This window comes from Vogesella oryzagri (assembly GCF_040148885.1).
In the GTDB taxonomy this organism is placed as follows: domain Bacteria; phylum Pseudomonadota; class Gammaproteobacteria; order Burkholderiales; family Chromobacteriaceae; genus Vogesella; species Vogesella oryzagri.
On record NZ_JBEFLD010000001.1, the window covers coordinates 189,679 to 211,338 of the forward strand.

The 21,660-nt window shown below is 62.9% G+C and carries 21 protein-coding genes; 10 read left to right on the forward strand and 11 right to left on the reverse strand.

All coding sequences use genetic code 11. From position 1 onward, the window contains the following. Positions 1–1,197 (reverse strand): retention module-containing protein (locus ABNW52_RS00970; RefSeq protein WP_349582761.1); only part of this gene is annotated, 1,197 nt, incomplete at its 3' end. Between the two features lie 374 nt (positions 1,198–1,571). Here ABNW52_RS00970 and ABNW52_RS00975 point away from each other — a divergent pair. Together ABNW52_RS00975 and ABNW52_RS00980 are read left to right on the forward strand one after the other, a co-directional pair. Continuing rightward, positions 1,572–2,471, forward strand: a complete 900-nt coding sequence (locus ABNW52_RS00975) for a DMT family transporter (RefSeq protein WP_349582764.1) — start codon at positions 1,572–1,574, stop codon at positions 2,469–2,471. 17 nt (positions 2,472–2,488) lie between these two features. Further along, complete coding sequence (locus ABNW52_RS00980; RefSeq protein ID WP_349582767.1) at positions 2,489–2,884, forward strand: VOC family protein; 396 nt, start codon at positions 2,489–2,491, stop codon at positions 2,882–2,884. Here the strand turns inward: ABNW52_RS00980 and ABNW52_RS00985 are convergent. After that, positions 2,875–3,780, reverse strand: coding sequence for a LysR family transcriptional regulator (locus ABNW52_RS00985; RefSeq protein WP_349582769.1), 906 nt, complete (start codon positions 3,778–3,780; stop codon positions 2,875–2,877). The two genes, ABNW52_RS00980 and ABNW52_RS00985, sit on opposite strands and share 10 nt — an antisense overlap. Before the next feature lie 105 nt (positions 3,781–3,885). On the opposite strand from ABNW52_RS00985, the gene ABNW52_RS00990 reads away from it, so the two are divergent. From ABNW52_RS00990 to ABNW52_RS01010, 5 genes are all read left to right on the forward strand, one after another. Next, complete coding sequence (locus ABNW52_RS00990; RefSeq protein WP_349582772.1) at positions 3,886–4,554, forward strand: RraA family protein; 669 nt, start codon at positions 3,886–3,888, stop codon at positions 4,552–4,554. After that, positions 4,551–5,213 (forward strand): RraA family protein, encoded by a 663-nt coding sequence (locus ABNW52_RS00995; protein WP_349582774.1) that lies wholly within the window; start codon positions 4,551–4,553, stop codon positions 5,211–5,213. The genes ABNW52_RS00990 and ABNW52_RS00995 overlap by 4 nt, the downstream gene beginning before the upstream one ends. Further along, on the forward strand, positions 5,213–5,851 hold the full coding sequence (locus ABNW52_RS01000; RefSeq protein WP_349582777.1) for an RraA family protein: 639 nt from the start codon (positions 5,213–5,215) through the stop codon (positions 5,849–5,851). Before ABNW52_RS00995 ends, ABNW52_RS01000 begins: the two co-directional genes overlap by 1 nt. Beyond that, complete coding sequence (locus ABNW52_RS01005) at positions 5,848–7,071, forward strand: pyridoxal phosphate-dependent aminotransferase (RefSeq protein ID WP_349582780.1); 1,224 nt, start codon at positions 5,848–5,850, stop codon at positions 7,069–7,071. Before ABNW52_RS01000 ends, ABNW52_RS01005 begins: the two co-directional genes overlap by 4 nt. A gap of 71 nt (positions 7,072–7,142) precedes the next feature. Further along, complete coding sequence (locus tag ABNW52_RS01010) at positions 7,143–7,946, forward strand: alpha/beta fold hydrolase (RefSeq protein WP_349582783.1); 804 nt, start codon at positions 7,143–7,145, stop codon at positions 7,944–7,946. Positions 7,947–8,029: 83 nt separating this feature from the next. On the opposite strand, the gene ABNW52_RS01015 is transcribed toward ABNW52_RS01010, so the two are convergent. The 7 genes from ABNW52_RS01015 to ABNW52_RS01045 form a co-directional block, all read right to left on the reverse strand. Next, a complete protein-coding gene (locus ABNW52_RS01015; RefSeq protein WP_349582786.1) occupies positions 8,030–8,965 on the reverse strand; it encodes a LysR family transcriptional regulator in 936 nt (311 codons plus the stop codon). Beyond that, positions 8,962–9,576, reverse strand: a complete 615-nt coding sequence (locus ABNW52_RS01020; RefSeq protein WP_349582789.1) for a zinc-binding dehydrogenase — start codon at positions 9,574–9,576, stop codon at positions 8,962–8,964. Before ABNW52_RS01020 ends, ABNW52_RS01015 begins: the two co-directional genes overlap by 4 nt. A gap of 101 nt (positions 9,577–9,677) precedes the next feature. Beyond that, a complete protein-coding gene (locus tag ABNW52_RS01025; protein WP_349582792.1) occupies positions 9,678–9,935 on the reverse strand; it encodes an alcohol dehydrogenase catalytic domain-containing protein in 258 nt (85 codons plus the stop codon). Between the two features lie 524 nt (positions 9,936–10,459). Beyond that, positions 10,460–10,804 (reverse strand): cupin domain-containing protein, encoded by a 345-nt coding sequence (locus ABNW52_RS01030; RefSeq protein ID WP_349582795.1) that lies wholly within the window; start codon positions 10,802–10,804, stop codon positions 10,460–10,462. 159 nt (positions 10,805–10,963) lie between these two features. Then, positions 10,964–11,725 carry an ABC transporter permease gene (locus ABNW52_RS01035; protein WP_349582798.1) on the reverse strand — a complete coding sequence of 254 codons (762 nt, stop codon included), beginning with the start codon at positions 11,723–11,725 and terminating at the stop codon, positions 10,964–10,966. Further along, positions 11,722–12,648, reverse strand: coding sequence for an ABC transporter ATP-binding protein (locus ABNW52_RS01040; protein ID WP_349582801.1), 927 nt, complete (start codon positions 12,646–12,648; stop codon positions 11,722–11,724). Before ABNW52_RS01040 ends, ABNW52_RS01035 begins: the two co-directional genes overlap by 4 nt. Before the next feature lie 305 nt (positions 12,649–12,953). Continuing rightward, the gene (locus ABNW52_RS01045) at positions 12,954–13,880 is read right to left on the reverse strand and encodes a hypothetical protein (protein ID WP_349582803.1); all 927 of its coding nucleotides are present in this window, start codon (positions 13,878–13,880) and stop codon (positions 12,954–12,956) included. Positions 13,881–14,906: 1,026 nt separating this feature from the next. Between ABNW52_RS01045 and ABNW52_RS01050 the strand changes: the two genes are divergently transcribed. Continuing rightward, positions 14,907–16,037 (forward strand): branched-chain amino acid ABC transporter substrate-binding protein, encoded by a 1,131-nt coding sequence (locus ABNW52_RS01050; protein ID WP_349582805.1) that lies wholly within the window; start codon positions 14,907–14,909, stop codon positions 16,035–16,037. A gap of 176 nt (positions 16,038–16,213) precedes the next feature. On the opposite strand, the gene ABNW52_RS01055 is transcribed toward ABNW52_RS01050, so the two are convergent. Continuing rightward, positions 16,214–16,666, reverse strand: a complete 453-nt coding sequence (locus ABNW52_RS01055; RefSeq protein WP_349582808.1) for a single-stranded DNA-binding protein — start codon at positions 16,664–16,666, stop codon at positions 16,214–16,216. Positions 16,667–16,747: 81 nt separating this feature from the next. Beyond that, complete coding sequence (locus tag ABNW52_RS01060; RefSeq protein WP_349582811.1) at positions 16,748–18,112, reverse strand: MFS transporter; 1,365 nt, start codon at positions 18,110–18,112, stop codon at positions 16,748–16,750. A gap of 188 nt (positions 18,113–18,300) precedes the next feature. Between ABNW52_RS01060 and uvrA the strand changes: the two genes are divergently transcribed. Further along, positions 18,301–21,126 carry an excinuclease ABC subunit UvrA gene (uvrA, locus tag ABNW52_RS01065; RefSeq protein ID WP_349582814.1) on the forward strand — a complete coding sequence of 942 codons (2,826 nt, stop codon included), beginning with the start codon at positions 18,301–18,303 and terminating at the stop codon, positions 21,124–21,126. 77 nt (positions 21,127–21,203) lie between these two features. Next, a complete protein-coding gene (locus tag ABNW52_RS01070; protein ID WP_349582817.1) occupies positions 21,204–21,650 on the forward strand; it encodes a VOC family protein in 447 nt (148 codons plus the stop codon). Positions 21,651–21,660: the final 10 nt, after the last annotated feature.

A 21,660-nucleotide genomic window follows, 5' to 3' on the forward strand; every position in this document is an offset into this window, starting at 1 on the left:
GAGCAGCTCGACCGTAAATTTCTCGCTCGGGTCGTAGAGCGTGTCATTGACAGTGGTGACCGAGAACGTGGCGACGGTTGTGCCAGCCGCCCAGCCACCAGCCGGCGCCGTCACAGTCAGGGTGCCGTCTTCGGAGTTGTAGTCGACCCCTTCGGTAGCGGTGTCGACCTGGAGGCCAGTGCCGATCTGGAAGGTGACCGACTGACCGGCAACCAGCGATGCGCCGCTGAGGTTGATGCTATAGCTGGCGGCACTGCCTTCGGCAACAGAGGCATCCCCGGTCAGGGAGAAGACTGGTACGTCGTCATCAAGGATGGTGGCAGTCGCGCCATCGCTGTAGTTCACGCCATTGCTGGTCAGGGTTGCGCTGAGGTTGAAAGTTTCATTCGGTTCGTCAACGGTGTCGGCAACGGTTGTGGTGCGTACTTGCAGCAGGGAGTCGCCGGCGGCAATCGCAATGCTGCCACTGTACGTGGTCCAAGTGGCGCCACCATCGGTGCTGTACTGGAAGGTGCCGCTGCTGTAATCGGCTGGAGACAGTGCCGTGCCGTCCGCAAAAGTGAGCACCAGGGTGCTGCCTGGCGCGGCATTGGTGATATTGACGCCAAAGACGGCGTTTTCACCTTCATTGATGACGATATCGCCAACGGCAGTGCCTGCCGCGCCCACTTCAATAGTCGGGGTCGGGTTCAAGTTGCTGGTGCCGGCATCGGTCGGCGTGGCTGCGGTGGTATCCAGCCCCAGATCGAGTGTAGTGGTGGTAATGCCTTCCGAGATGCGGCCAAGGATGACGTAGCTGTTGCCGCCATCTTCCGCCCCGCCTGCACCGCCCAGACCGGCGGCGGTGGCTTCCAGCTGTGTCAGCGGGTCAAGCCCGTTGTTGAGCTGGGCCAACACTTGCTGGGCTTCCGGCTGCAGCGGTGCCAGTGCCGCGTCGGTGGCATCGGTGGCGCTGGCCTGAGTAGTGCCAAAGACGTCGTCGGTGATGGTCAGGTCACGAGCTTCTGCAATGCGCACGATGTCGCCATTGGCAGATTGCATCTCGATGTAGGCATCCTGGGGAATGATCAGGCGGGTGCCGCTGGCAACAATTTCGCCCAGCTGAACGGTGTGCTGCGAGCCATCGGGCATGATGGCGATGATCTTGCCGGTAAGGGCGACAACTTTGCCTTGGGCGATATTGGATGCGGCAGCCATGATCGATACTCCATGATGAGTGGGACTAGTAGTCATCACTCTAGAAGTAGCGCCAGGGCGTTTTTATTGTACTAACGGGCTATTGCCCTTCAGGGCAATGCTAATTTCATTTATTAAAATGAAAGTCATTGCAAAATGAGTAATTGGTGTTTTTTTTTGTGGCGTCATATCCACATCAGATGTGGGTAGAGGCTGCCGCTGTGGTGGTCAGCTGGCCAGCACCACATTGATTGGGATGACCGAATGTGGCAGCGGTGGAGGTACTGCTGCCAAATATTGATAGCCTGCGCATATCACAGCCCTAGGCGGAAAGTATTTCACTGTTGCCGCGCCCGGCAGCAGCATGGCGTACCTCTGCTTGTTGAAAGTCGCAATTGAAAACCCTCCTGTCCACGCCTGCCAGCCGTGGCGTCATGTTTGCCTTCCTGGCCGCCTTCGGTTTCTCCTTCAAGGCCATCTTTGTCAAACTGGCTTACGCCGCCACCGCGGTGGATGCCGTTACCCTGCTGACGCTGCGCATGGGGCTGTGCCTGCCGTTCGTGCTGCTGGCGGCGCTGCCGGTACTGCGCGGCATGCCGCGACTGACGCGGCGTGATGTCGGCTTGTTGCTGGGCCTGGGTGTGGCGGGTTATTACGGCTCCAGCATGCTGGATTTCTACGGCCTGCAGTACATCTCCGCCGGGCTGGAACGGCTGATCCTGTTCACCTATCCCACGCTCACCATCCTGATCGGCATCCTGTTCATGGGCAAGCGGGCCGAGCGTGGCATCGTGCTGGCGGCCTTGCTGTCCTACGCCGGCATCGCGGTGGCCTTCGTGCACGATCTGGGCCACAGTGCCGATGTGCAGCGGGTATTCATCGGCGCCGGTTTCGTGTTTGCCTGCGCGGTGCTGTACGCGCTGTACAGTGCCGGTTCGGAGCTGGCGATCCGCAGCCTGGGCGCGATGCGCTTTTCGCTGCTGGCCATCCTGGTGTCCACCGCCGCCATCCTGCTGCATTTCGTGCTGCTGCGGCCGTGGCAGGCGCTGCAGTTGCCGTTGCCGGTATATGGCTACGGCCTGGGCATGGCGCTGTTTTCCACCATTTTGCCGATCTTCTGGCAGTCCGCCGCCATCCGCCACATCGGCGCCGCGCGCTCGGTGCTGATCGGCATGCTGGGGCCGGTGCTGACCATTTTCTTTGGCTGGTGGCTGCTGGACGAGCCGGTGTCGCTGGCGCAGCTGGCCGGCACGCTGCTGGTGATTGCCGGGGTGTTGTTGGCCAGCCGGCGTTGACTCGGGGAAGGGAAGACATGATTACCGCGATCGACCACATTGTATTGACCACGGCCGATCTGGCGCGCTGCGTAGCGTTCTATCGCGATGTGCTGGGCATGACGCTGGAAACCTTCATTGGCGGCACGCCGCCGTTGGAGCGACTGGCGCTGAAATTCGGCAGCCAGAAAATCAATCTCCACCTGCAGGGGCATGAATTCGAACCCAAGGCGCTGCGGCCAACGCCGGGGGCGCTGGACCTGTGTTTCCTGACGGAGCAGCCGCTGGAGGCGGTAGCGGCGCAGTTGCGTGTGCACAGGGTGGTGATCGAGGAAGGGCCGGTGGCGCGCACCGGCGCGCGCGGGCGCATCAGCTCCATCTATGAGCGCGACCCGGACCGCAACCTGGTGGAAATCGCCGTGTATCAGCCCTGAGTGCCGGGTTGCCGGCTGATGGTGTCGATTACCGCGGCAAGCAGATGGTTCTGCCGCTGCGTGTTCCAGGCCATGGCGGTGGTGACCACGTGCAGCTCGTCCGCCAGCGGCCGGATCACCACGCTCGGCGGCGCCATGCCCTGCACCGACGCCGGCACCAGCGCCACGCCCTGATTGCAGCCGACAAACGCAATCTGCGACGTCACCGAGCGCACCTCGTGCAGGATGCGCGGTGAAAAGCCGCTGCTGTGGCAGGCCGCGGTCAGCCGGTCGAACGAGATCGGGCTGACCTTGCGCGCGAACATGATGAAATCCTCGCCGGCCAGATCGTGCAGCGCCAGCTGCGCCTGGCTGCACAGCGGGTGCGTGGCCGGCAAGGCCACGGCCAACTTGTCTTCTCGTAGCGGCAGCGCGCTGATGTGCTCGCCCAGATCGCCTTCCAGCCGCGCAAATGCCAGGTCGATATCGCCGCTGAGCAGCGCCGGCAGCGCCTCGTAGCTGTCGATTTCCTTTACCGCCACCGTCAGTCCCGGGTGCTGCTGCTTGATCTGTTCGATCAGCCCCGGCAGCACGTCCAGAATCGCCGAGGTGATCGCGCCGATGGTGATGGTGCCGATCTGCCCGGCGGCCGCTTCGCGTACCGCCAGCTCCAGGCTTTCCAGCTGCTCGGCGAATTTCTTCATCGCCGGCAGGATCGCCTGTCCCACCGCCGTCAGCTGCGCGCCGCGGCGCGAGCGCTCGAACAGCTTCACCTTCAGTGCCTGCTCCAGGATCTGGATCTGCTCTGTCAGCGGCGGTTGCGACATGCCGAGGCGCTTGGCGGCGCGGCCGAAGTGCTGTTCCTCGGCCACGGCCAGGAACAGCCACAGGTGGCGGATGAGACGAAAGTTGATCATGTTTTTGATAGGTTTGGCGTATGTAAACGTTACAAATTTCGGAATTTACCTATCGAACTGTAGGGCGGAAAGTAGCGGCACACAAGTCCCCAACAGGAGAGTCCGATGAGCCAGCCTTCTTTACTCGCACGTTTGCAGCAGCAGGACAGCAACACGCTGTCCGACGCGCTCGATTTCCTCAATCTGCCCGGCGCCAGCTATGGCCTGCGCCCGCTGTGGGACTGCCCCAAGCTGGTTGGCCACGCCAGCACCGTGCAGCTGGGCCGAAAGACCGATGCGGCGCCGACGGTGCACCTGATCTCGCCGGTGATCGCCGCCATCGACAGCACGGAGCGCGTGCTGGTGATCGCCGGCGGCGTGGACGGCATTTCCTGCTGGGGTGACATCCTGGCCAATGCCGCGCAGGTGAAGGGTGTGCGCGGCACGGTGATCGACGGCCTCAGCCGCGACATCGACGGCAGCGCTGACATCGGCTACCCGCTGTATGGTCGCGGCGTCACCATGATCAGCGCGCGCAACCGCGTGATCCAGCTGTCGTCCGGCCAGCCGGTGAACATGGCCGGTGTGCAAGTCGAAGAAGGCGACTACGTGCTGGCCGATCGCTGCGGCACGGTGTTTGTGCCGGCGGCACATATCGAGACGGTGCTGGATCTGGCCGAGCGCATCGCGGCGCGCCAGCACGGCATGGTGGCGGCGGTGCGCAGCGGCCGCTCGGTGGCAGAGGTGATGCACGACCGGCAATTCGACGCCATTCAGCAGGAGGGCGGCAAATGAACGCGGCAGATCGCGAACTGGTGGCCCTGTTTGCCGGGCTGGATAGCGCCGGCGTATCCGATGCCATGGACAAGCTGGGCCTGGCGGGGCAGTGCCTAGGCATCATGCCGCTGGATGACTACCGCCAGGTGGTGGTGGGGCCGGCGTTTACCGTCAAGTATGTGGCCGCCAGCAGCCCGGCCGGCAGCGTCGGCGATTTCATCGACGAGGTCGCCGCCGGCGATGTGGTGGTGATCGACAACGATGGCCGCACGGATTGCACGGTATGGGGCGACATCATGACCCAGTACGCCGGGCTGCGGCAGATCGCCGGCACCGTGATCGACGGCGTGTGCCGCGACGTCAACAAGGTGCTGGATGACGGCTATCCGATGTTCTCCAGGGGCCGCTTCATGCGTACCGGCAAGGACCGGGTGCAGGTGGAGGCGGTGGGTGGCACGGTGTCGATCGGCACGGCGCGTGTCGCCGCCCGCGACATCGTGGTGGCCGACGCCAACGGCGTGGTGGTGGTGCCGCGCGAGCGCGCCGCCGAGGTGGCGGCGCTGGCGCAGCAGATCGAGACGGTGGAAGCGGCGATCCGCCAGCAGCTGGCGCAGGGCAGCACCCTGGCCGCCGTGCGTGCGGCGCTGGGTTACCACACACTGCAAAGGAAAGCGTGATGAACACTGCTGAACACAAGCCAACGTTGGCCGCACGCTGCGCCGTGCTGGGCAGCGCCACGCTGTACGAGGCCTGCGGCCAACCTTGCGCGGTGGACCCGCAGATTCGCAGCCTGTGGCCCGGCGCCTTCATCGCCGCGGCGGCCTACCCGCTGGTCTGCTCCCCCGGTGACAACCTGTCCATCCACATCGCGCTGGAGCGCGCGCCGCGCGGCAGCGTGCTGGTGGTGGATACCGGCGACTTCATCGCCGGCTACTGGGGCGAGGTGCTGACCGTCGCCGCCGAGGCCGCCGGCATCGCCGGGCTGGTGATCAACGGCGGTGTGCGCGATGTCGCCGCCATCGGCAAGCGCCGCTTCCCGGTGTTTGCCCGCGGCGTGTCGGTGCGCGGCACGGTGAAGGCCAGCGCGCCGGCGGTCGGGCTGCCGATGATTTTTGGCGGCGTCGCGGTGGCCGCCGGCGATCTGCTGGTGGCCGACGACGACGGCGTGATCATCGTGCCCGCCGCCGCGGTAGCCGCCACGTTGCAGGCCGGTGAAGCGCGTGCTGCCAAGGAAAGCGTGATGATGAGCCAGCTGAGCCAGGGCGCGACCACCCTGCAGCTGATGGGCCTGGACCACTGGCGCGAGAGGGCATGACCATGACTAGCCAATACCTGAACAAACACCTGGCCACGGCCAAACCCTCCGCCACCTACAAGGTGATGGACCGCGTGGCCGCGCTGCGTGCCGCCGGCATCAACATCATCTCGCTGTGTGCCGGCGAACCGGATTTCGACACCCCGCAACACATCCGCGCCGCCGCCATCGCCGCCATCAACGGCGGCCACACCCGCTACACCCAGGTGGCCGGCACCCGTGCGCTGCGCGAGGCGGTGGCCAGCAAGTTCCGCCGCGAAAACGGTCTGGATGTGCAATGGCAGGACACCATTGTCTGCTCCGGCGGCAAGCAGGTGATCTTCAACGCGCTGGCCGCCACCCTGAACGAGGGCGACGAGGTGATCGTGCCGGCGCCGTACTGGGTGAGTTACCCGGAAATCGTGCAGCTGTGCGGCGCACGGCCGGTGGTGGTGGCCTGCGGCCACGACAGCGGCTTCAAGCTGACGGCGGCAACGTTGGCCGCCGCCATCACCCCGCAGACGCGCTGGCTGATCCTGAACTCGCCATCCAACCCCACCGGCGCGGTGTATGGCCGCGACGAGCTGCAGGCGCTGGCGCAGGTGCTGCTGGATCACCCGCAGGTGCTGGTGCTGGCCGACGACATCTACGAACACCTGCTGTTCGACGGTCAGCCGTTCTTCACCCTGGCGCAGGTCGAACCGCGGCTGCAGCCACGCACCCTGACCATGAACGGGGTGTCCAAGGCCTACGCGATGACCGGCTGGCGCATCGGCTACGCCACCGGCCCGCGCTGGCTGCTGCAGGCGATGGAAAAACTGCAGGGGCAGCAGACCTCCGGCGCCTGCGCCATCTCGCAGCAGGCGGCGTTGGCCGCGCTGACCGGGCCGCAGGACTTCATCAGCCGTTCGCGCGAGGTGTTCGAGACCCGCCGCGACCGCATGCTGCGCCAGCTCAACGCCACGCCCGGACTGTCCTGCGCCCGGCCCGGCGGCGCGTTCTACGTGTTTGCTTGCTGCGAGGAACTGCTGGGCAAGACCAGTCCGGCCGGCAAATTGCTGGCCAGCGACGAAGACGTGGCGCTGGCGCTGCTGAATGAAGCCGGCGTGGCGGTGGTACAGGGCAGCGCCTTTGGCCTGGCGCCCTATCTCCGCATCGCCTATGCACTGGACGACGCCGCGCTGCAGCAGGCGTGCACGGCGATCGGCGAGTTCTGTAGCGCGGTGATGACCGCCCGTTAATTGCAACCCGGCACTGCGGCCAACCCTGGGCTCAAGGTTGGCCGCAGTGCCGCGACTGATTGGAACACCGCATGACAAACCAACAATTTGCCAGCCAGCGGCTGGCGTTCGACATCGATGGCGTGGCCGTCGACATCGCCGCGATTCACCGCGACGGCGACAAGGCGCCGATCCTGTTTCTGCACGGCTTCGGCTCGAGCAAGGAGGACTACGCCGACATCGTGCAGCATGCCGTCTTCGACGGGCATCCGTTCATCGCCTACGACGCCCCCGGCTGCGGCGACACGGTTTGCGCCGATCTGGCGCAGGTGTCGATCGGCCTGCAGCTGCAAACCGCACTGCGGGTGCTGGCGCACTACCGGGTGGAACGCTTCCATCTGGTCGGCCACTCCATGGGCGGGTTGACCGCCTTGCTGCTGGCCAGCCAGCTGGGCGAACGCGTGCTCAGCTTTACCGATATCGAAGGCAATATCGCGCCGGAAGACTGCTTTCTGAGTCGCCAGATCGTCGCCTACCCGAATACCGACGCCGAGGCGTTCTTCGATGACTTCATCGAGCGCACCCGCCACGCCCCGGCCTACGCCAGCGCCCTGTACGCCGCCAGCCTGCGCCACAAGGTGCGCGCCGCGGCGGTGCGCGGCATTTTCAGTTCCATGGTCGAGTTGTCGGACCACGGCCGGCTAATGGAACAGTTTCTGGCGCTGCCGTGCCGCAAGATGTTCATGTACGGCGCGCAGAATGCCGGCCTCAGCTATCTGCCGCATATCGGGCGGCACGGGGTGCGGCTTTGCGAAGTGCCGCATTGCGGCCACTTTCCGATGTACTCCAACCCGCTGTTCATGTGGCAGCAGATCACCGATTTTATCGCCGGCTGATGGCCTGCCAGCCGGCGGGCAATGGTGGCCGGCAGGGTCGCGCCGCGCTACGGGCGGCCGATGCCGGCCGCTGTGTCGTGATCTCAGCGCCCGCCGATTTGCCAGGGCGGGCCGGCGCTGAATTGGTCTTCGAGCCAGGATTTGAAGGCTAGGGTGCTGGCGGCGGCAAACCGGGCAGATGGGCGTACCAGGTAGATGCCACCCTGGGCGTCCAGCTGCCAATCCGGTAGCACACGCACCAGTTTGCCGGCGGCGATATCGCGGTTCAGCAGCCATTCGCCGGCGGCCAGGATGCCCAGTCCGGCCCGCGCCGCCGCCAGCAGCGCCTCGCTGTCATTGCTGGTCATCGATCCGGATACCAGCACGCTTTGCTGCCGCTCGCCATTGGTCAGCCGCCATTCCGGAAACGAGGCGAAGCCGCTAAAGCGCAGGCAGTTGTGGTCGAGCAGCGCCTGCGGGCTATCCGGCGCCGGGTGCGCCGCGAGATAGGCCGGGGCGGCGCACAGGATGCGGCGCTGGTCGCCAAGCTTCTTGGCGATCAGCCGGCTGTCGTGCAATTCACCGATGCGTATGGCCAGATCGAACCCTTCGGTGATGATGTCCACGAAGCGTTCGCTGTAGTCGGCCACCAGGGACACCTGCGGATAGGCTGCCAGAAAGGCCGGCAGCAGCGGCGCCAGCCATTGCCGCCCCATGGCGGCGGGAAAGGCCACCCGCAACAGGCCACGGACTTCCGCGGCGCCGGCGGCGGCTTCCTGCTCCGCCTCGCTAATCAGCGTGATGGTGGCGCGCAGCTTCTGCTCCAGCTGGACACCGGCAGCCGTCAGGCGCAGCTGTCGGGTGGTGCGTTCGAGCAGCCGGATACCCAGCCGTGCTTCTAGCGCCGCCACCCGTTTGGACAGCACGCTGGGATGGCGCTGCAACCGGCGGCCGGCGGCGACGAACGAGCCCTCGGCGGCCACGGCGAGCAGGGCGGCGATTTCGTCGCTGTGCTGGTTGTCGAACAAGTCTTGCATCATGGCTGCAGGATAATGCTGCCGGCGGAACGCCCGGCTTCGAGATCGGCGTGCGCGGCCGCCACATCGCTCAAGGCATAACGCCCCCAGATGCGTGGCGTGATCGCGCCGCTGGTCACGGCGGCCAGCACGTCTTGCGCCCGGGCCTGGTATTCCGCCGCCGTGGCGGTATGCGCCGCCAGGGAGGGCCGGGTGAGGAACAGCGAGCCTTTGGCATTCAGCGTGGCCAGCTCAACCGCGGCCGGCACACCGGACGATGCGCCGAACGACACCATCAGCCCGCGCGGGCGCAGGCAGTCCAGCGAGGCCGCAAACGACAGCAGGCCGATCGGGTCGTACACCACATCCACCTTGTGGCCGCCGGTGATGCGGCCAACCTCGGTCGCCAAGGTGGCCGGGTTGAATACCAGCACGGCATCGCAGCCCAGCGCCTCGACCTTGGGCACGCTGCTGGCTTTCGACACGACGCCGATCACGTAGGCGCCCAGCTGTTTGGCCCACTGCGCCATGATGGCGCCCACGCCACCTGCCACGCCATAGAGCAGCATGGTGGTGCCCGGGGCGACAGGGTAGGTGCTCTTGAGCAGGTACTGGGCGGTGATGCCCTTGAACATGACCGCTGCGGCGTCTTCATACGACAGGCTGTCCGGCAGCCGGAGCAGCCGCTCGGCCGGGTAGATGCGGCCGCTGGCATAGGCGCCCAGCAGGCCGGTGGCTAGGCCACCCGGTCGCCGGCCCGGACAGTGCTGACGCCATCTCCCACCGCTGTCACGCGGCCGGCGCCTTCCAGGCCGAGGCCGGATGGCAAGGGAATCGGCACTGCACCATTGCGCTGCATCACATCCAGGTAGTTCACCCCGATGGCTGCTTGCTCCAGCCAGACGTCTCCCGCTGCCGGGGCCGCGGTTTCCGGGTGGGCAAGCTGCAACACTGCCGGGCTGCCACTCTGCGTAAGTCTGATTTCCGTGTTCATTCTGCCTCCATGCGTTGTATGGCCTGCGTTTAGGGACAGGATGAGAACTCGGTATTTCTTTATCAATCTGGTGGCTTTGCAGTTTATTCGTGCATGCTTTGCAGCAATTGCAGCAATTGCAGCAATTGCAGGTTGCAGGCGTGCTTAATAGACAGGGGCGGGGGCGCTTTGTCGGGGGCGGGCCAGCAGCGGTGTTGACGACGGCTGCCAGCTGTTCTGGCGGCAGGTTGCGGCATTCGCTGCGCGGCCGGCAAGTGACAGCTGGCCGCCTGCCGCGGGCGGGTAATACAGGGTGGGAAACAGAGGCGGGCAACCGCGTCGCCATATTGCATGCGGCCAACGTTGGCCGCAGTACCGGCCGGTTTCCGACGCCCGGTGCCCGCTGTCGTTGCGCGCCCAGATGCGCGCCAAGGTCGGTGTTGATGGCTTGCCGGGTGGCACCGCGGGCGGATGACGTGTGGGGACTTACGTGGCAGCCCATTTGCCCGCGGGCGGCCAACAGCAAACCAGGTGGCGCTGACCGCTCAATCCGACCGGACGATGTCGACCGAGATTTCCACCGCCGGCACGCTTCCCCGGTTTTCAAGCCAGTGCGTGGTGTGGCGGTCTTCTGGCCAGCCAACGCCCGGGCCGTAGTCGGTGGCTACCCCATCGCGATGATCGGTGATGGTGCCCTGCAGAATGTAGACGGTGCCTGGCCGGTCTTGATGGCTGTGCAGCGGGCCGAACACTCCGCCGGGCGCGATAGTCACCATGCGCATGCGCAGCTGCCGTCCCGCCATGCCCTCGATTTCCGGACCCAGATCAACGGTAGCGAGTAACTGTACCGTCACGCCCGTGGTCTCCGGTGCCGCCTGCTCCTTGCTCATCACGCGCTCCTTGCCGGTCTTTGCCGGACCGAATCGTTGCGTTCATGGCATTGGCGGCGCGACGTATGCTTTGCTGCCATGCCAGTCGGCCCCAGTGCAATTCTTGATTGCCGGAATGGGCCGCCTCCCGGCATTCGACCAACCGACGGCGCTACACGGCTAGGCTTTGATGCGATAGCCGGTCTTGAAAATCCACGCCACAACCGCGGTGAACAGCGCCAGAAAGCCGACAGTCATGGCGAGGCTGATACCGACGCTGACGTCGGCAATATTGTAGAAACTCCAGCGAAAGCCGCTGATCAGGTAGACCACCGGGTTGAATAGCGCGGCGGTCTGCCAGAACGGCGGCAGGATATCGATGGAGTAAAAGCTGCCACCAAGAAACGTCAGCGGCGTGATGATCAGCAGCGGAATGACCTGCAGTTTTTCGAAGCCATCCGCCCAGATGCCGATGATGAAGCCGAACAGGCTGAAGGTGACCGAGGTCAGCACCAGGAACAGCAGCATCCACACCGGGTGGGCCACCTGCAGCGGCACAAACAACCCCGCCGTCGCCAGAATGATCAAGCCGAGGACCACGGACTTGGTCGCCGCCGCCCCGACATAGCTCACCACCAGTTCCAGGTAGGAAACCGGCGCCGACAGCAGCTCGTAGATCGTCCCGGAGAACCTGGGAAAGTAGATGCCGAACGAGGCGTTGGCGATGCTTTGCGTCAGCAGCGACAGCATGATCAAGCCCGGCACCAGGAAGGCGCCGTAGCTGATGCCGTGGGTCTCGGGGATGCGCGAGCCGATGGCGGCGCCGAACACCACAAAATAGAGCGAAGTCGAAATGACCGGCGAAATGATGCTCTGCATCAGCGTGCGCGCGGTGCGGGCCATTTCGAAGCGGTAAATCGCGCGGACTGCGTACAGGTTCATTCTTTTGCCCTCACCAGGCTGACGAAAATGTCTTCCAGCGAGTTTTGCGTGGTTTGCAGGTCCTTGAAGGAGATGCCCGCCGCGTTGAGTGCCTGCAGCAAGGCGAGGATGCCGGAGCGCTCCCCTTGCGCGTCGTAGGTATAGACCAGCTCGCTGCCGCCAGTTGCCAGATCCAGCCTGTAGCCGGCCAGTGCCGGCGGGATGCGTTCCAGCGGCGTCTCCAGCTGCAGTGTCAGCTGCTTCTTGCCGAGTTTGCGCATCAGCTCGGCTTTCTCGTCCACCAGGATGATTTCGCCCTTGCTGATCACCCCGATACGGTCGGCCATCTCCTCGGCTTCGTCGATGTAATGGGTGGTCAGAATGATGGTGGCGCCGCGCGTTTGCAGCGAGCGCACCAGTCGCCACATGTCCTGCCGCAGCGTGACGTCGACGCCAGCCGTCGGCTCATCCAGAAACAGGATGGATGGCTCGTGCGACAGCGCCTTGGCAATCAGCACGCGCCGCTTCATGCCGCCGGATAGCGTCATGATGCGGTTGTCCTTCTTGTCCCACAGCGATAGCGCCCGGAGCACCTCTTCGATGTAGGCCGGGTTTTTCGGCTTGCCGAACAGGCCACGGCTGAACGACACCGTGGCCCACACCGATTCGAAGGCATCGGTGGTCAGTTCCTGCGGCACCAGGCCAATCATGGCGCGGGCCGCGCGGTAGTCCGTCACGATATCGTGGCCATCCACCAGAATCCGGCCTTTGCTCGGATTGACGATGCCGCAGATGGTGCTGATCAGCGTGGTCTTGCCGGCGCCGTTCGGGCCCAGCAAGGCGAAGATTTCCCCGCGCCGGATGTCCAGGTTGACCTGTTTCAGTGCCTGGAAACCGGAAGCGTAGGACTTGGAGAGATTCGATATGGAAATGATGGGCTGCATAGATAGGACGATAGCAGATGGCGAGCATTTAGCAGCCCCGGTTGTGGCGCACTTCACGCACGCGGTATCAATGGCGTACAACGGCCCGGCGCACGATCAATGCTGCACTCGCCGCCGGCTGGCGCGTTCTTTCATATCTACAGGCCGAATGCGCTGGTTTTCCTGCCGCTCAAGAGTGTCTAGAGAAGCTGGGGCGATTCACGCCGCCTTATCTCAATGTCCTTCCTGGCTGGCACAGATCAAGCAGCTATATCGTATCTGTCCACATATCTGTGTCAGCCCATTTGCTCTTCAGCCCTCCTGCCTTACTGCTCTGTTTCGGGGAGCCAGATATTAGGCGAGCGTTTCGTGGGTTGCTTTTTTTGCTGATGTGGCATCGGAGAGTACTGCGTATCGGGTGCCGGCTGACGTTGTTCGGCACGCGATCTGCCATGATGATTATTCTGCTGCGGCTGTTGTTGTTGCCACCGGGGCTGTTGCTGTTGTTGCCACTGCGGCCCTTGCTGTTGTTGTGACTGCTGTGGCGCTTGCTGCTGTTGCCATGGCGGCTCTTGTTGCCGTTGCCATTGAGGGCGCTCCTGCTGCTGATTTCTCGGCTGGAAATGCTGGTGTATTGCCGGCTCATGTGGCTGATAACGGTAACTTCGAGATCTAATCGTATCTTGCTGCTCTACAGAACCCGGATAGCGGCTACCCGAGTAATCACGCTGGTAGTTGGGTAACGGAGCAGGTGGTGGGATGGAAGGGCGACTCCAGCGGTCCCATCCGCTATGGTGTCTTTCCCAGTTGGGCCCCCAATAGTCCCCCCAACGAGGTGGTCGATCTAGACGCCAATTGCTGAAATACGCCGGTGGTCTGCGGTAATAACGTACAGGAATCCGTAATACAAAGAGCGGAACATATTCGGGTACCACTTCTACCCAAGGCCCGTTATACCAACTGCCCGCATACCAGCGGTCGTCCTCATATACCCAATACAGGCCATCGTAAAAGAAGAAGTTCACCTCCAGCTGAGGTGCGTAATAGACAGGATAGCCAGGTACCCTGACCAGATATGGGTACATGGGTAGGTTGATACCGATATTGATGCTCGGAAGTGCCACGCCAATACCGATAGTGACCTGAGCATAAGTTGAGGCTGCTGGGTAAAGCAGCAAAGACAACGCAAGAATGAGATAGCGCATTTTCAATCCTCCAATAGGGTGAACGGCCATCGCAGCGATGGTTATCATTAATCTAATGCTAGATTAATTGGTCAGACTGCTCTGGAGAGCAGGGCAGTGAGATTGCTCCACAAAAAGGCACGAACGTGCCGAACAAAATAACCCCAGATGATGGTAATGGCATGTCTGGCGGAAAAGAAACTTAGCCAGAGACATGAAGAATATTCTTATGGAAATTACATTTGAATGCTGGATGTCAATGTGTGCGGTGATGTCAAGAGGGCGCCATTTTCTATTGACACCTTTTCAGTCGACAAGTTTCTTTTGCTTTTAGTCTTTTCTATTGTGATTGGTGATTAATCATTAAGAAAAAACCTCTGAACGAGTGAACAGTTTTGCTCGAAGAAATCAGCATGCTCGATGGGGTTGCAGGGAGAAAAAATCGACTATCCTTGCACGCAAGATTGGGGGCGAGTTTTGACGGGAGTTCACGGAATACTCACAAGTTCAGATACCAGGCACTACCCAGTCAGATTGAGGTACGTCGCGCGCGCGAGGTATCCAGATGTTGCCTGTTAGCCTCTCATAAAAGCGGCTGTGTCCGACGATCTGCCTGCTCCCCTTGGGCAGTAGCTGTTTTGCCCATGCGGCAATTCGCTTGTGCCCAGACATCGGCTGTTTTGTCCTGTAAAGCAGCCTTTACCTTCTCTTACTGTTCACCGAACCCGAAACAGACCAATAGTGGCGGTTTGCAGCTGTGTTAGCGCACATGGCGGTGAAATGGTGTGCATTTGTGCCTGGTGGCGTTTTCCAGTGTTGCTTTTTGCGGTGTGCCATCAATTTTGGAATATGCCAATAAGATAACGGTAATGTCGCGTTCATCCCCAGGTCTGTCGCGTTTGGCAAAGGATAGTGGCACTGATTATTCAATATTCAGCGAAGCAATAATGTCTGCCACAGGAATTGTATTTACATTTTGTGGCGGTCTCTTGCCGCGCAAGCGTTAATTCCCCGTGTGTCATCTTGCAAAATCGCAAGTAATGAACAGCCTGCGCATATAAAAACTACTACCAAAAACCAATCCGGAGAATAGAAATGCAAACTTCCAAGAAGCTGCTGGTCAGCTGTATCGCATTTGCCTTTGGCTGCATGGTTCCCAGTGTTGCGCTTGCCGGCGATCAGGTTGTGAAAATTGGTCTGACCGGACCACTCACCGGGCCGCAGGCTGCCACTGGCAAGGATGATGAAAACGGGGCCAGGATGGCGCTGGACTACATCAATGCACAAGGCCTGGTGATTGGTGGTAAAAAAACCCGTTTCGAACTGGTATCGGAAGATGATTCGGCGGATCCGCGCACCGGCATGCTGGTGGCACAGCGCTTTGTCGATGCCGGCGTCAACGCTGTACTCGGCCCGTATAACTCCGGTGTTGCCATTCCTATTTCCAAACTGCTGAACGATGCAGAAATCGTTATGGCTACCGTTGCCTCCAACCCCAAGGTGACCCAAGGCGGCTATCAGTATGTGTTCCGCATCGGCAGCACCGACAGCCAGTCCGGCACTCGCATGGCGATGTTTGCGGCCAAGAACATCAAGGCGAAGAAATTCGCGGTGATTGACGACCGTACGGCTTATGGCCAGGGCCTGGCGGATGAGTTTGAACGTGCGGCGAAAGGCAGCGGGGTGCAGATTGCCACCCGTGAATACACCAATGACAAGGCTACCGACTTCACCGCGATTCTCACCAGGATCAAGGGTATGAAAGTGGATGGTGTGTTTTATGCTGGCTATCACGCGCAGGGCGGCCCGCTGCGCAAGCAAATGTCCCAGCTGGGCATCAACGCCTACCTGCTTGGCGGCGACGGCATTTGCAACGAGGAAATGTTCAAGCTGGGTGGCAAGACGGTAGACGACAAGGTGTTCTGCCCGCAGGGTGGCCCGGTACTGGAGCAGAGCAGCGCCGGCAAGAGCTTCAAGGCCGCCTACAGAAAACGCTTCAATTCCGAACCGCTGACCTACGCGGCATCCATGTACGATGGCCTGATCCTGCTGGCTAAGTCCATGCAGAAAGCCAATTCCATTGATCCCAAGAAGTACAAGCCGGTGCTGGCCACCATCAAGTACCAGGGGGTAGCCGGTATGTACGAGTTTGACGACAAGCATGACTTGAAAAACTCGCCGATCAGCGTTTACACCTTCAAGAACGGGCAGCTGGTAGCACTGTAAGCTGCTCGGCTACACCGCAAATCGCTCGCCGGTCTATCTGGCGGGCGATTTTGCCATTTGGCAGCGCACTTTGCCGCATGTGGATCACAAGCGGCACTTGGCGGCGGAAAGTACCAACAAAAAACGGAGCCATGGTGAATGGCTCCGTTGACGCTAAGGGCATGAATTGTTCTGTTTTAGAACGGAATGTCGTCGTCCATGTCGTCCATGCGCGGAGCCGGTTTCGGATCCATGCGGCGCGGTGCGGCCGGCGGGGCGGATGGAGCTTCCGCGCGCGGTGCCGGGGCGCTGTAGCCGTCGTCCATCGGCGGCATGTCGTCGCGGCGGCCGCCTTGCAGCGACAGCTCGTTCACGCGCACGTCCGGCGAGGTGCGCTTGACGCCTTCCTTGTCGGTCCATTCGCGCAGGGTAAGTTGGCCGTAGACGGTAACTTGCTGGCCCTTGGCCAGGTAATTCTTCAGCGATTCGCCGCGTTTGCCCCATACCTGGCAGCTGAACCAGTTGGTGGTCTTGCGCTCGCCAAAGCCGATGTCGCTGGCAACGCGGAAGCTCAGCACCGGCTCGCCGCTGGGGGTGTAACGCAGCTCGGCGTCGGCGGCCAGGCGGCCATCAAAACTAATGCTGTTCATGGAGTTCTCCGGAAAATTCAATCGAACAGGGCGCCGTTTTCCGGCACGCCTGCGCAGTGTAGCGGTAAGGCCTGTTCATGACTATGGCTTGGCGATGGGCAGCAGGCGGCGTACGCCGGCCTCATCCCAGCCTTGCTGCGCTACCTTGAGATAGGCCACGCCTTCGTCCGGCATGATCACCACTTCGCTGATGCCATTCAGTGCCAGCAGGCGGCTGGACAGGGCGCTGCTGTCGCCGCGCCAGTTGTCGTCCAGGTGGAACATCTGGGTTTTCACCGCCTTGGGCGGCGTCATGGTGATGGCCAGCAGCAGCCAGCTGGCCATCAGCACGCTGGTAAAGCCGAATACGCCGGCGGCGCCGAAGCGGCCATACAGCCAGCCGCCGAGCGCGGCGCCAAGGAACAGGCCGACAGACTGGGCGGTATTATACACGCCGATGGCGGTGCCCTTGGCGTCGGCCGGTGCGATCTTGGAGATCAGCGACGGCAGGGTGGCTTCCAGGATATTGAAGGCGATGAAGTACAGCGTCAGCCAGATGACGATCATCCAGAAGCTGGACAGCGCCAGCGCCATGCCCAGCTGCGCGGCGGTCATCAGCGCCACGGCGGCGACGAACACTTGCTTGAGTTTGGCCTTTTTCTCGCCGTAGATGATGGCCGGCACCATCAGGAAGAAGCCGGCCACCACCACCGGCAGATACACCTGCCAGTGGTCGGCCTTGTCCAGGTGACCGGTGCTGGTCAGCGCAAACGGGATGGTGACGAACATTGCCATCTGCGCCGCGTGCAGCGCAAAGATGCCGTAGTTCAGCCGCAACAGTTCCGGGTGTTTCAGCACCGCCGGCAGGCGCTTGGTGTTGGCCTCGGCATCGGAATGGAAGCGCGACACCACCGGGTCCGGAATCACCCGCCACACGCCCAGCAAGGCCAGCAGCGACAGCACGCCGGTGAGGGTGAAGATACCGTCCACGCCGATATGCTTGGCCAGCAGCGGCCCCAGCACCAGGCTGACGGCAAAGGTGGTACCGATGCTCATGCCGATCATCGCCATGGCGCGGGTGCGGTTTTCTTCGCGGGTCAGGTCGGCCAGTAGTGCGGTGATGGCGGCGGAGATGGCGCCGGAGCCCTGGATCACCCGGCCGATGATCAGCCAGGTGATGTCATGGGCGTTGGCAGCGACAAAGCTGCCGGCGGCGAACAGCAGCAGGCCGAAGTAGATCACCTTCTTGCGGCCAACCTTGTCGGACAGCATGCCTAGCGGCAGTTGCAGCAGCGCCTGCACCAGGCCGTAACTGCCCAGCGCCAGGCCGATCAAGGCGTGGTTGTCGGCGCCTTGCAGCGTGGTGGCATACAGGGCGAATACCGGCAGGATGAGAAACATGCCCAGCATGCGCAGGGCGTAGATACCGGCCAGCCCAAGGCTGGCGCGCAGTTCGAGTGCAGTCATTCGGAATGTGTTCAGGCTAAGCGGGCAGCAACGCGATGGACAAGCTGCCGGCGCAGTGTAGCGCGGGCGGGTTCTACTTTACGTTTCAACAGGTAACGACGGCGCGATACCTGCATCGCCAAGCGGGTAGAGCGCGGTACGCCAAGTCCGGTATAGTAGCAGGTTCCCCGAATCACGGTGAGACAGGCATGGACTCCATCCGCATCCGCGGCGCGCGTACGCACAACCTCAAGAACGTCAACCTCGACCTGCCACGGCATCAGCTGGTGGTAATCACCGGGCTGTCCGGCTCCGGCAAGTCGTCGCTGGCTTTCGATACGCTGTACGCCGAAGGGCAGCGCCGCTACGTGGAAAGCCTGTCCGCCTATGCGCGGCAGTTCCTGCAACTGATGGAAAAGCCGGATGTGGACCTGATTGAAGGCCTGTCGCCGGCGATTTCCATCGAGCAGAAGGCCACCAGCCACAACCCGCGTTCCACCGTGGGCACCGTTACCGAAATCCACGACTACCTGCGCCTGCTGTTTGCCCGCGTCGGCGATCCGCACTGCCCGGAGCACGACGTGCCGCTGGCGTCGCAGACGGTGAGCCAGATGGTAGACCACGTGCTGGCGCTGCCGGCCGAGACGCGGGTGATGATCCTGGCGCCGGTGATCGTTGGCCGCAAGGGCGAGAACGTCGACCTGTTCGAAGACTTGCGCGCGCAGGGTTTCGTGCGCGTGCGGGTGGACGGCGAGGTGTACGAGCTGGAGGCGGTGCCCAAGCTCGACAAGAACAAGAAGCACACCATCGAGGTGGTGATCGACCGCCTCAAGGTGCGCGAGGACATGCAGCAGCGGCTGGCAGAAAGCTTCGAGACCGCGCTGCGCCATGCCGACGGCCGCGCCATCGCGGTGGAGATGGACAGCAACCAGGAGCACTGGTTTTCCGCCAAGTTCGCTTGCCCGGTGTGCAGCTACAGCTTGCCGGAGCTGGAGCCGCGACTGTTCTCCTTCAACAACCCGATGGGTGCCTGCCCCAAGTGCGACGGCCTGGGCGAGATCACCTTCTTCGACCCCAAGCGCGTAGTGGCGCACCCGGAGCTGACGCTGGCCGCCGGCGCCATCAAAGGCTGGGACCGTCGCAACCAGTTCTACTACCAGATGCTGCAGGCGCTGGCCGAGCACTACGATTTCTCGCTGGAGCTGGCGTTCGAAGACCTGCCGCAGCGGGTGCAGCACGTGGTGCTGCACGGCTCCGGGCGCGAGGAAATCCAGTTTACCTACCAGTCGGAGCGCGGCACCAAGTTCCAGCGCGCGCACAGCTTCGAGGGCATCATCCCCAACCTGGAACGCCGCTACCGCGAGACCGACTCCAGCACCGTGCGCGAAGAGCTGGCCAAATACCAGAACAACCAGTGCTGCCCGTCCTGCAGCGGCTCGCGCTTGCGGCTGGAGGCGCGCCACATCTTCATCGGCCGCAAGACGCTGCACCAGATCAACCAGATGGCGCTGAAAGAGGCGGCCAACTTCTTTGCCGGGCTGCAGTTCGTCGGTCACAAGCAGGCAGTGGCGGAGAAGATCGTCAAGGAAATCAGCGAGCGGGTGTCGTTCCTGAATAACGTCGGCCTGGACTACCTGTGCCTGGCGCGTTCCGCCGACACCCTGTCCGGCGGCGAGGCGCAGCGCATTCGTCTGGCCAGCCAGATCGGTTCCGGCCTCACCGGCGTGATGTACGTGCTGGACGAGCCGTCCATCGGCCTGCACCAGCGCGACAACGATCGCCTGCTGGCCACGCTGATGCGACTGCGCGACCTGGGCAACAGCGTGATCGTGGTGGAGCACGACGAGGACGCCATCCGCGCCGCCGACTACCTGGTGGACATGGGTCCGGGCGCCGGCGAACACGGCGGCAACGTGCTGGTGGCCGGCTCGCCGGACGAAGTGGCGGCCTGCACCGATTCCGTCACCGGCGACTTCCTGTCCGGTCGCCGCAGCATTGCGCTGCCGAGCGAGCGCCGCGCGGTGAACGCCGAGCGGCTGCTGATGCTGGAAGGCGCCAGCGGCAACAATCTGAAGGATGTCACACTGCAGCTGCCGCTGGGCATGCTGGTGTGCATCACCGGCGTGTCCGGCTCCGGCAAGTCCACGCTGATCAACGACACGCTGTACAAGATCGCCGCCCGCGACCTGAACGGCGCCAGCGAGGAGCCGTCGCCGTACCGCCGCGTGCTGGGGCTGGAGCAGCTGGACAAGGTGATCAACGTCGATCAAAGCCCGATCGGCCGCACGCCGCGTTCCAACCCGGCCACCTATACCGGCCTGTTCACGCCGATCCGCGAGCTGTTTGCCGGCGTGCCGCTGTCGCGCGAACGCGGCTACGGCCCGGGGCGCTTCAGCTTTAACGTCAAGGGCGGCCGTTGCGAGGCCTGCCAGGGCGATGGCGTGATCAAGGTGGAAATGCACTTCCTGCCGGACGTGTACGTGCCGTGCGACGTGTGTCACGGCAAGCGTTACAACCGCGAGACGCTGGAAGTGCAGTACAAGGGCAAGAACATTACCGAAGTGCTGGAAATGACGGTGGAGCAGGCGCAGGCGTTCTTCAGCGCGGTGCCCACCGTGGCGCGCAAACTGAATACGCTGATGGACGTCGGTCTGGGCTATATCCGCCTGGGGCAGAGCGCCACCACGCTGTCCGGCGGCGAGGCGCAGCGGGTGAAGCTGGGGCTGGAGCTGTCCAAGCGTGACACCGGCCGCACGCTATACATCCTGGACGAGCCGACCACCGGCCTGCACTTCCACGACATCGACCTGCTGCTGCAGGTGCTGCACCGCCTGCGCGAGAACGGCAACACCGTGGTGGTGATCGAGCACAACCTGGACGTGATCAAGACCGCCGACTGGCTGATCGACCTGGGGCCGGAAGGCGGCGCCGGTGGCGGCCAGATCATCGCCAGCGGCACACCGGAGCAGGTGGCGGCCAATCCGGCCAGCCATACCGGCCATTATCTGGCACCGTTGTTGCTGCCACGGACATAGTCGTTGCGGTTTTATCGGGAAAACCGTTTAGAATCAGATATGGGCGGCGCGCGGCGACGCCCGAGCAAGGGGAAAGCATGCTTACGTTGGGCAAGATCGATCACATCCACATCCGGGTCAGCGACGCCGCCAAGGCCGCCGACTGGTACAGCCGCGTGCTTGGGCTGGCGGCGGATACCCGCTACCGCCATATGCAGGATGGCCCGCACGGCGTCATCATGATGGCCAATCCCAGTGGCACGGTGCGGCTGGCCATCAGTCAGGAAGAAGGCGCCGCCGCGTTTTCCGGCGCCATCGCCTTCGTGGTGAGCGGCCAGGATTTCCTGGAATGGATCGACCAGCTGGCCGGCGAGCGGGTACTGAACAGCGAAGGGCAGACCATTGCCCGCGACAGCGTGCGCGATCACGGCTTTTTCTGTTCGCTGTCGTTTGTCGATCCGTTCGGCAATCCGTTCGAGATCGTCAGCTATGATCACACCTGGCTGGCCGGCAAGCTCAAGCTCACCAAGCGCACGCCGGCCTGAGCGCCACCGT

Coding starts and splice junctions, on each gene's coding strand:
- ABNW52_RS00985 (WP_349582769.1), bottom strand. CDS start 3,780: ATGATCAACTTTCGTCTCATCCGCCACCTGTGGCTGTTCCTGGCCGTG.
- ABNW52_RS01015 (WP_349582786.1), bottom strand. CDS start 8,965: ATGATGCAAGACTTGTTCGACAACCAGCACAGCGACGAAATCGCCGCC.
- ABNW52_RS01030 (WP_349582795.1), bottom strand. CDS start 10,804: ATGAGCAAGGAGCAGGCGGCACCGGAGACCACGGGCGTGACGGTACAG.
- ABNW52_RS00995 (WP_349582774.1), top strand. CDS start 4,551: ATGAACGCGGCAGATCGCGAACTGGTGGCCCTGTTTGCCGGGCTGGAT.
- ABNW52_RS01020 (WP_349582789.1), bottom strand. CDS start 9,576: ATGTTCAAGGGCATCACCGCCCAGTACCTGCTCAAGAGCACCTACCCT.
- ABNW52_RS01070 (WP_349582817.1), top strand. CDS start 21,204: ATGCTTACGTTGGGCAAGATCGATCACATCCACATCCGGGTCAGCGAC.
- ABNW52_RS01035 (WP_349582798.1), bottom strand. CDS start 11,725: ATGAACCTGTACGCAGTCCGCGCGATTTACCGCTTCGAAATGGCCCGC.
- ABNW52_RS01055 (WP_349582808.1), bottom strand. CDS start 16,666: ATGAACAGCATTAGTTTTGATGGCCGCCTGGCCGCCGACGCCGAGCTG.
- ABNW52_RS01010 (WP_349582783.1), top strand. CDS start 7,143: ATGACAAACCAACAATTTGCCAGCCAGCGGCTGGCGTTCGACATCGAT.
- ABNW52_RS00980 (WP_349582767.1), top strand. CDS start 2,489: ATGATTACCGCGATCGACCACATTGTATTGACCACGGCCGATCTGGCG.
- ABNW52_RS00990 (WP_349582772.1), top strand. CDS start 3,886: ATGAGCCAGCCTTCTTTACTCGCACGTTTGCAGCAGCAGGACAGCAAC.
- ABNW52_RS01040 (WP_349582801.1), bottom strand. CDS start 12,648: ATGCAGCCCATCATTTCCATATCGAATCTCTCCAAGTCCTACGCTTCC.
- ABNW52_RS01000 (WP_349582777.1), top strand. CDS start 5,213: ATGAACACTGCTGAACACAAGCCAACGTTGGCCGCACGCTGCGCCGTG.
- ABNW52_RS01045 (WP_349582803.1), bottom strand. CDS start 13,880: ATGATAACCATCGCTGCGATGGCCGTTCACCCTATTGGAGGATTGAAA.
- ABNW52_RS01050 (WP_349582805.1), top strand. CDS start 14,907: ATGCAAACTTCCAAGAAGCTGCTGGTCAGCTGTATCGCATTTGCCTTT.
- uvrA (WP_349582814.1), top strand. CDS start 18,301: ATGGACTCCATCCGCATCCGCGGCGCGCGTACGCACAACCTCAAGAAC.
- ABNW52_RS01025 (WP_349582792.1), bottom strand. CDS start 9,935: ATGAACACGGAAATCAGACTTACGCAGAGTGGCAGCCCGGCAGTGTTG.
- ABNW52_RS01005 (WP_349582780.1), top strand. CDS start 5,848: ATGACCATGACTAGCCAATACCTGAACAAACACCTGGCCACGGCCAAA.
- ABNW52_RS01060 (WP_349582811.1), bottom strand. CDS start 18,112: ATGACTGCACTCGAACTGCGCGCCAGCCTTGGGCTGGCCGGTATCTAC.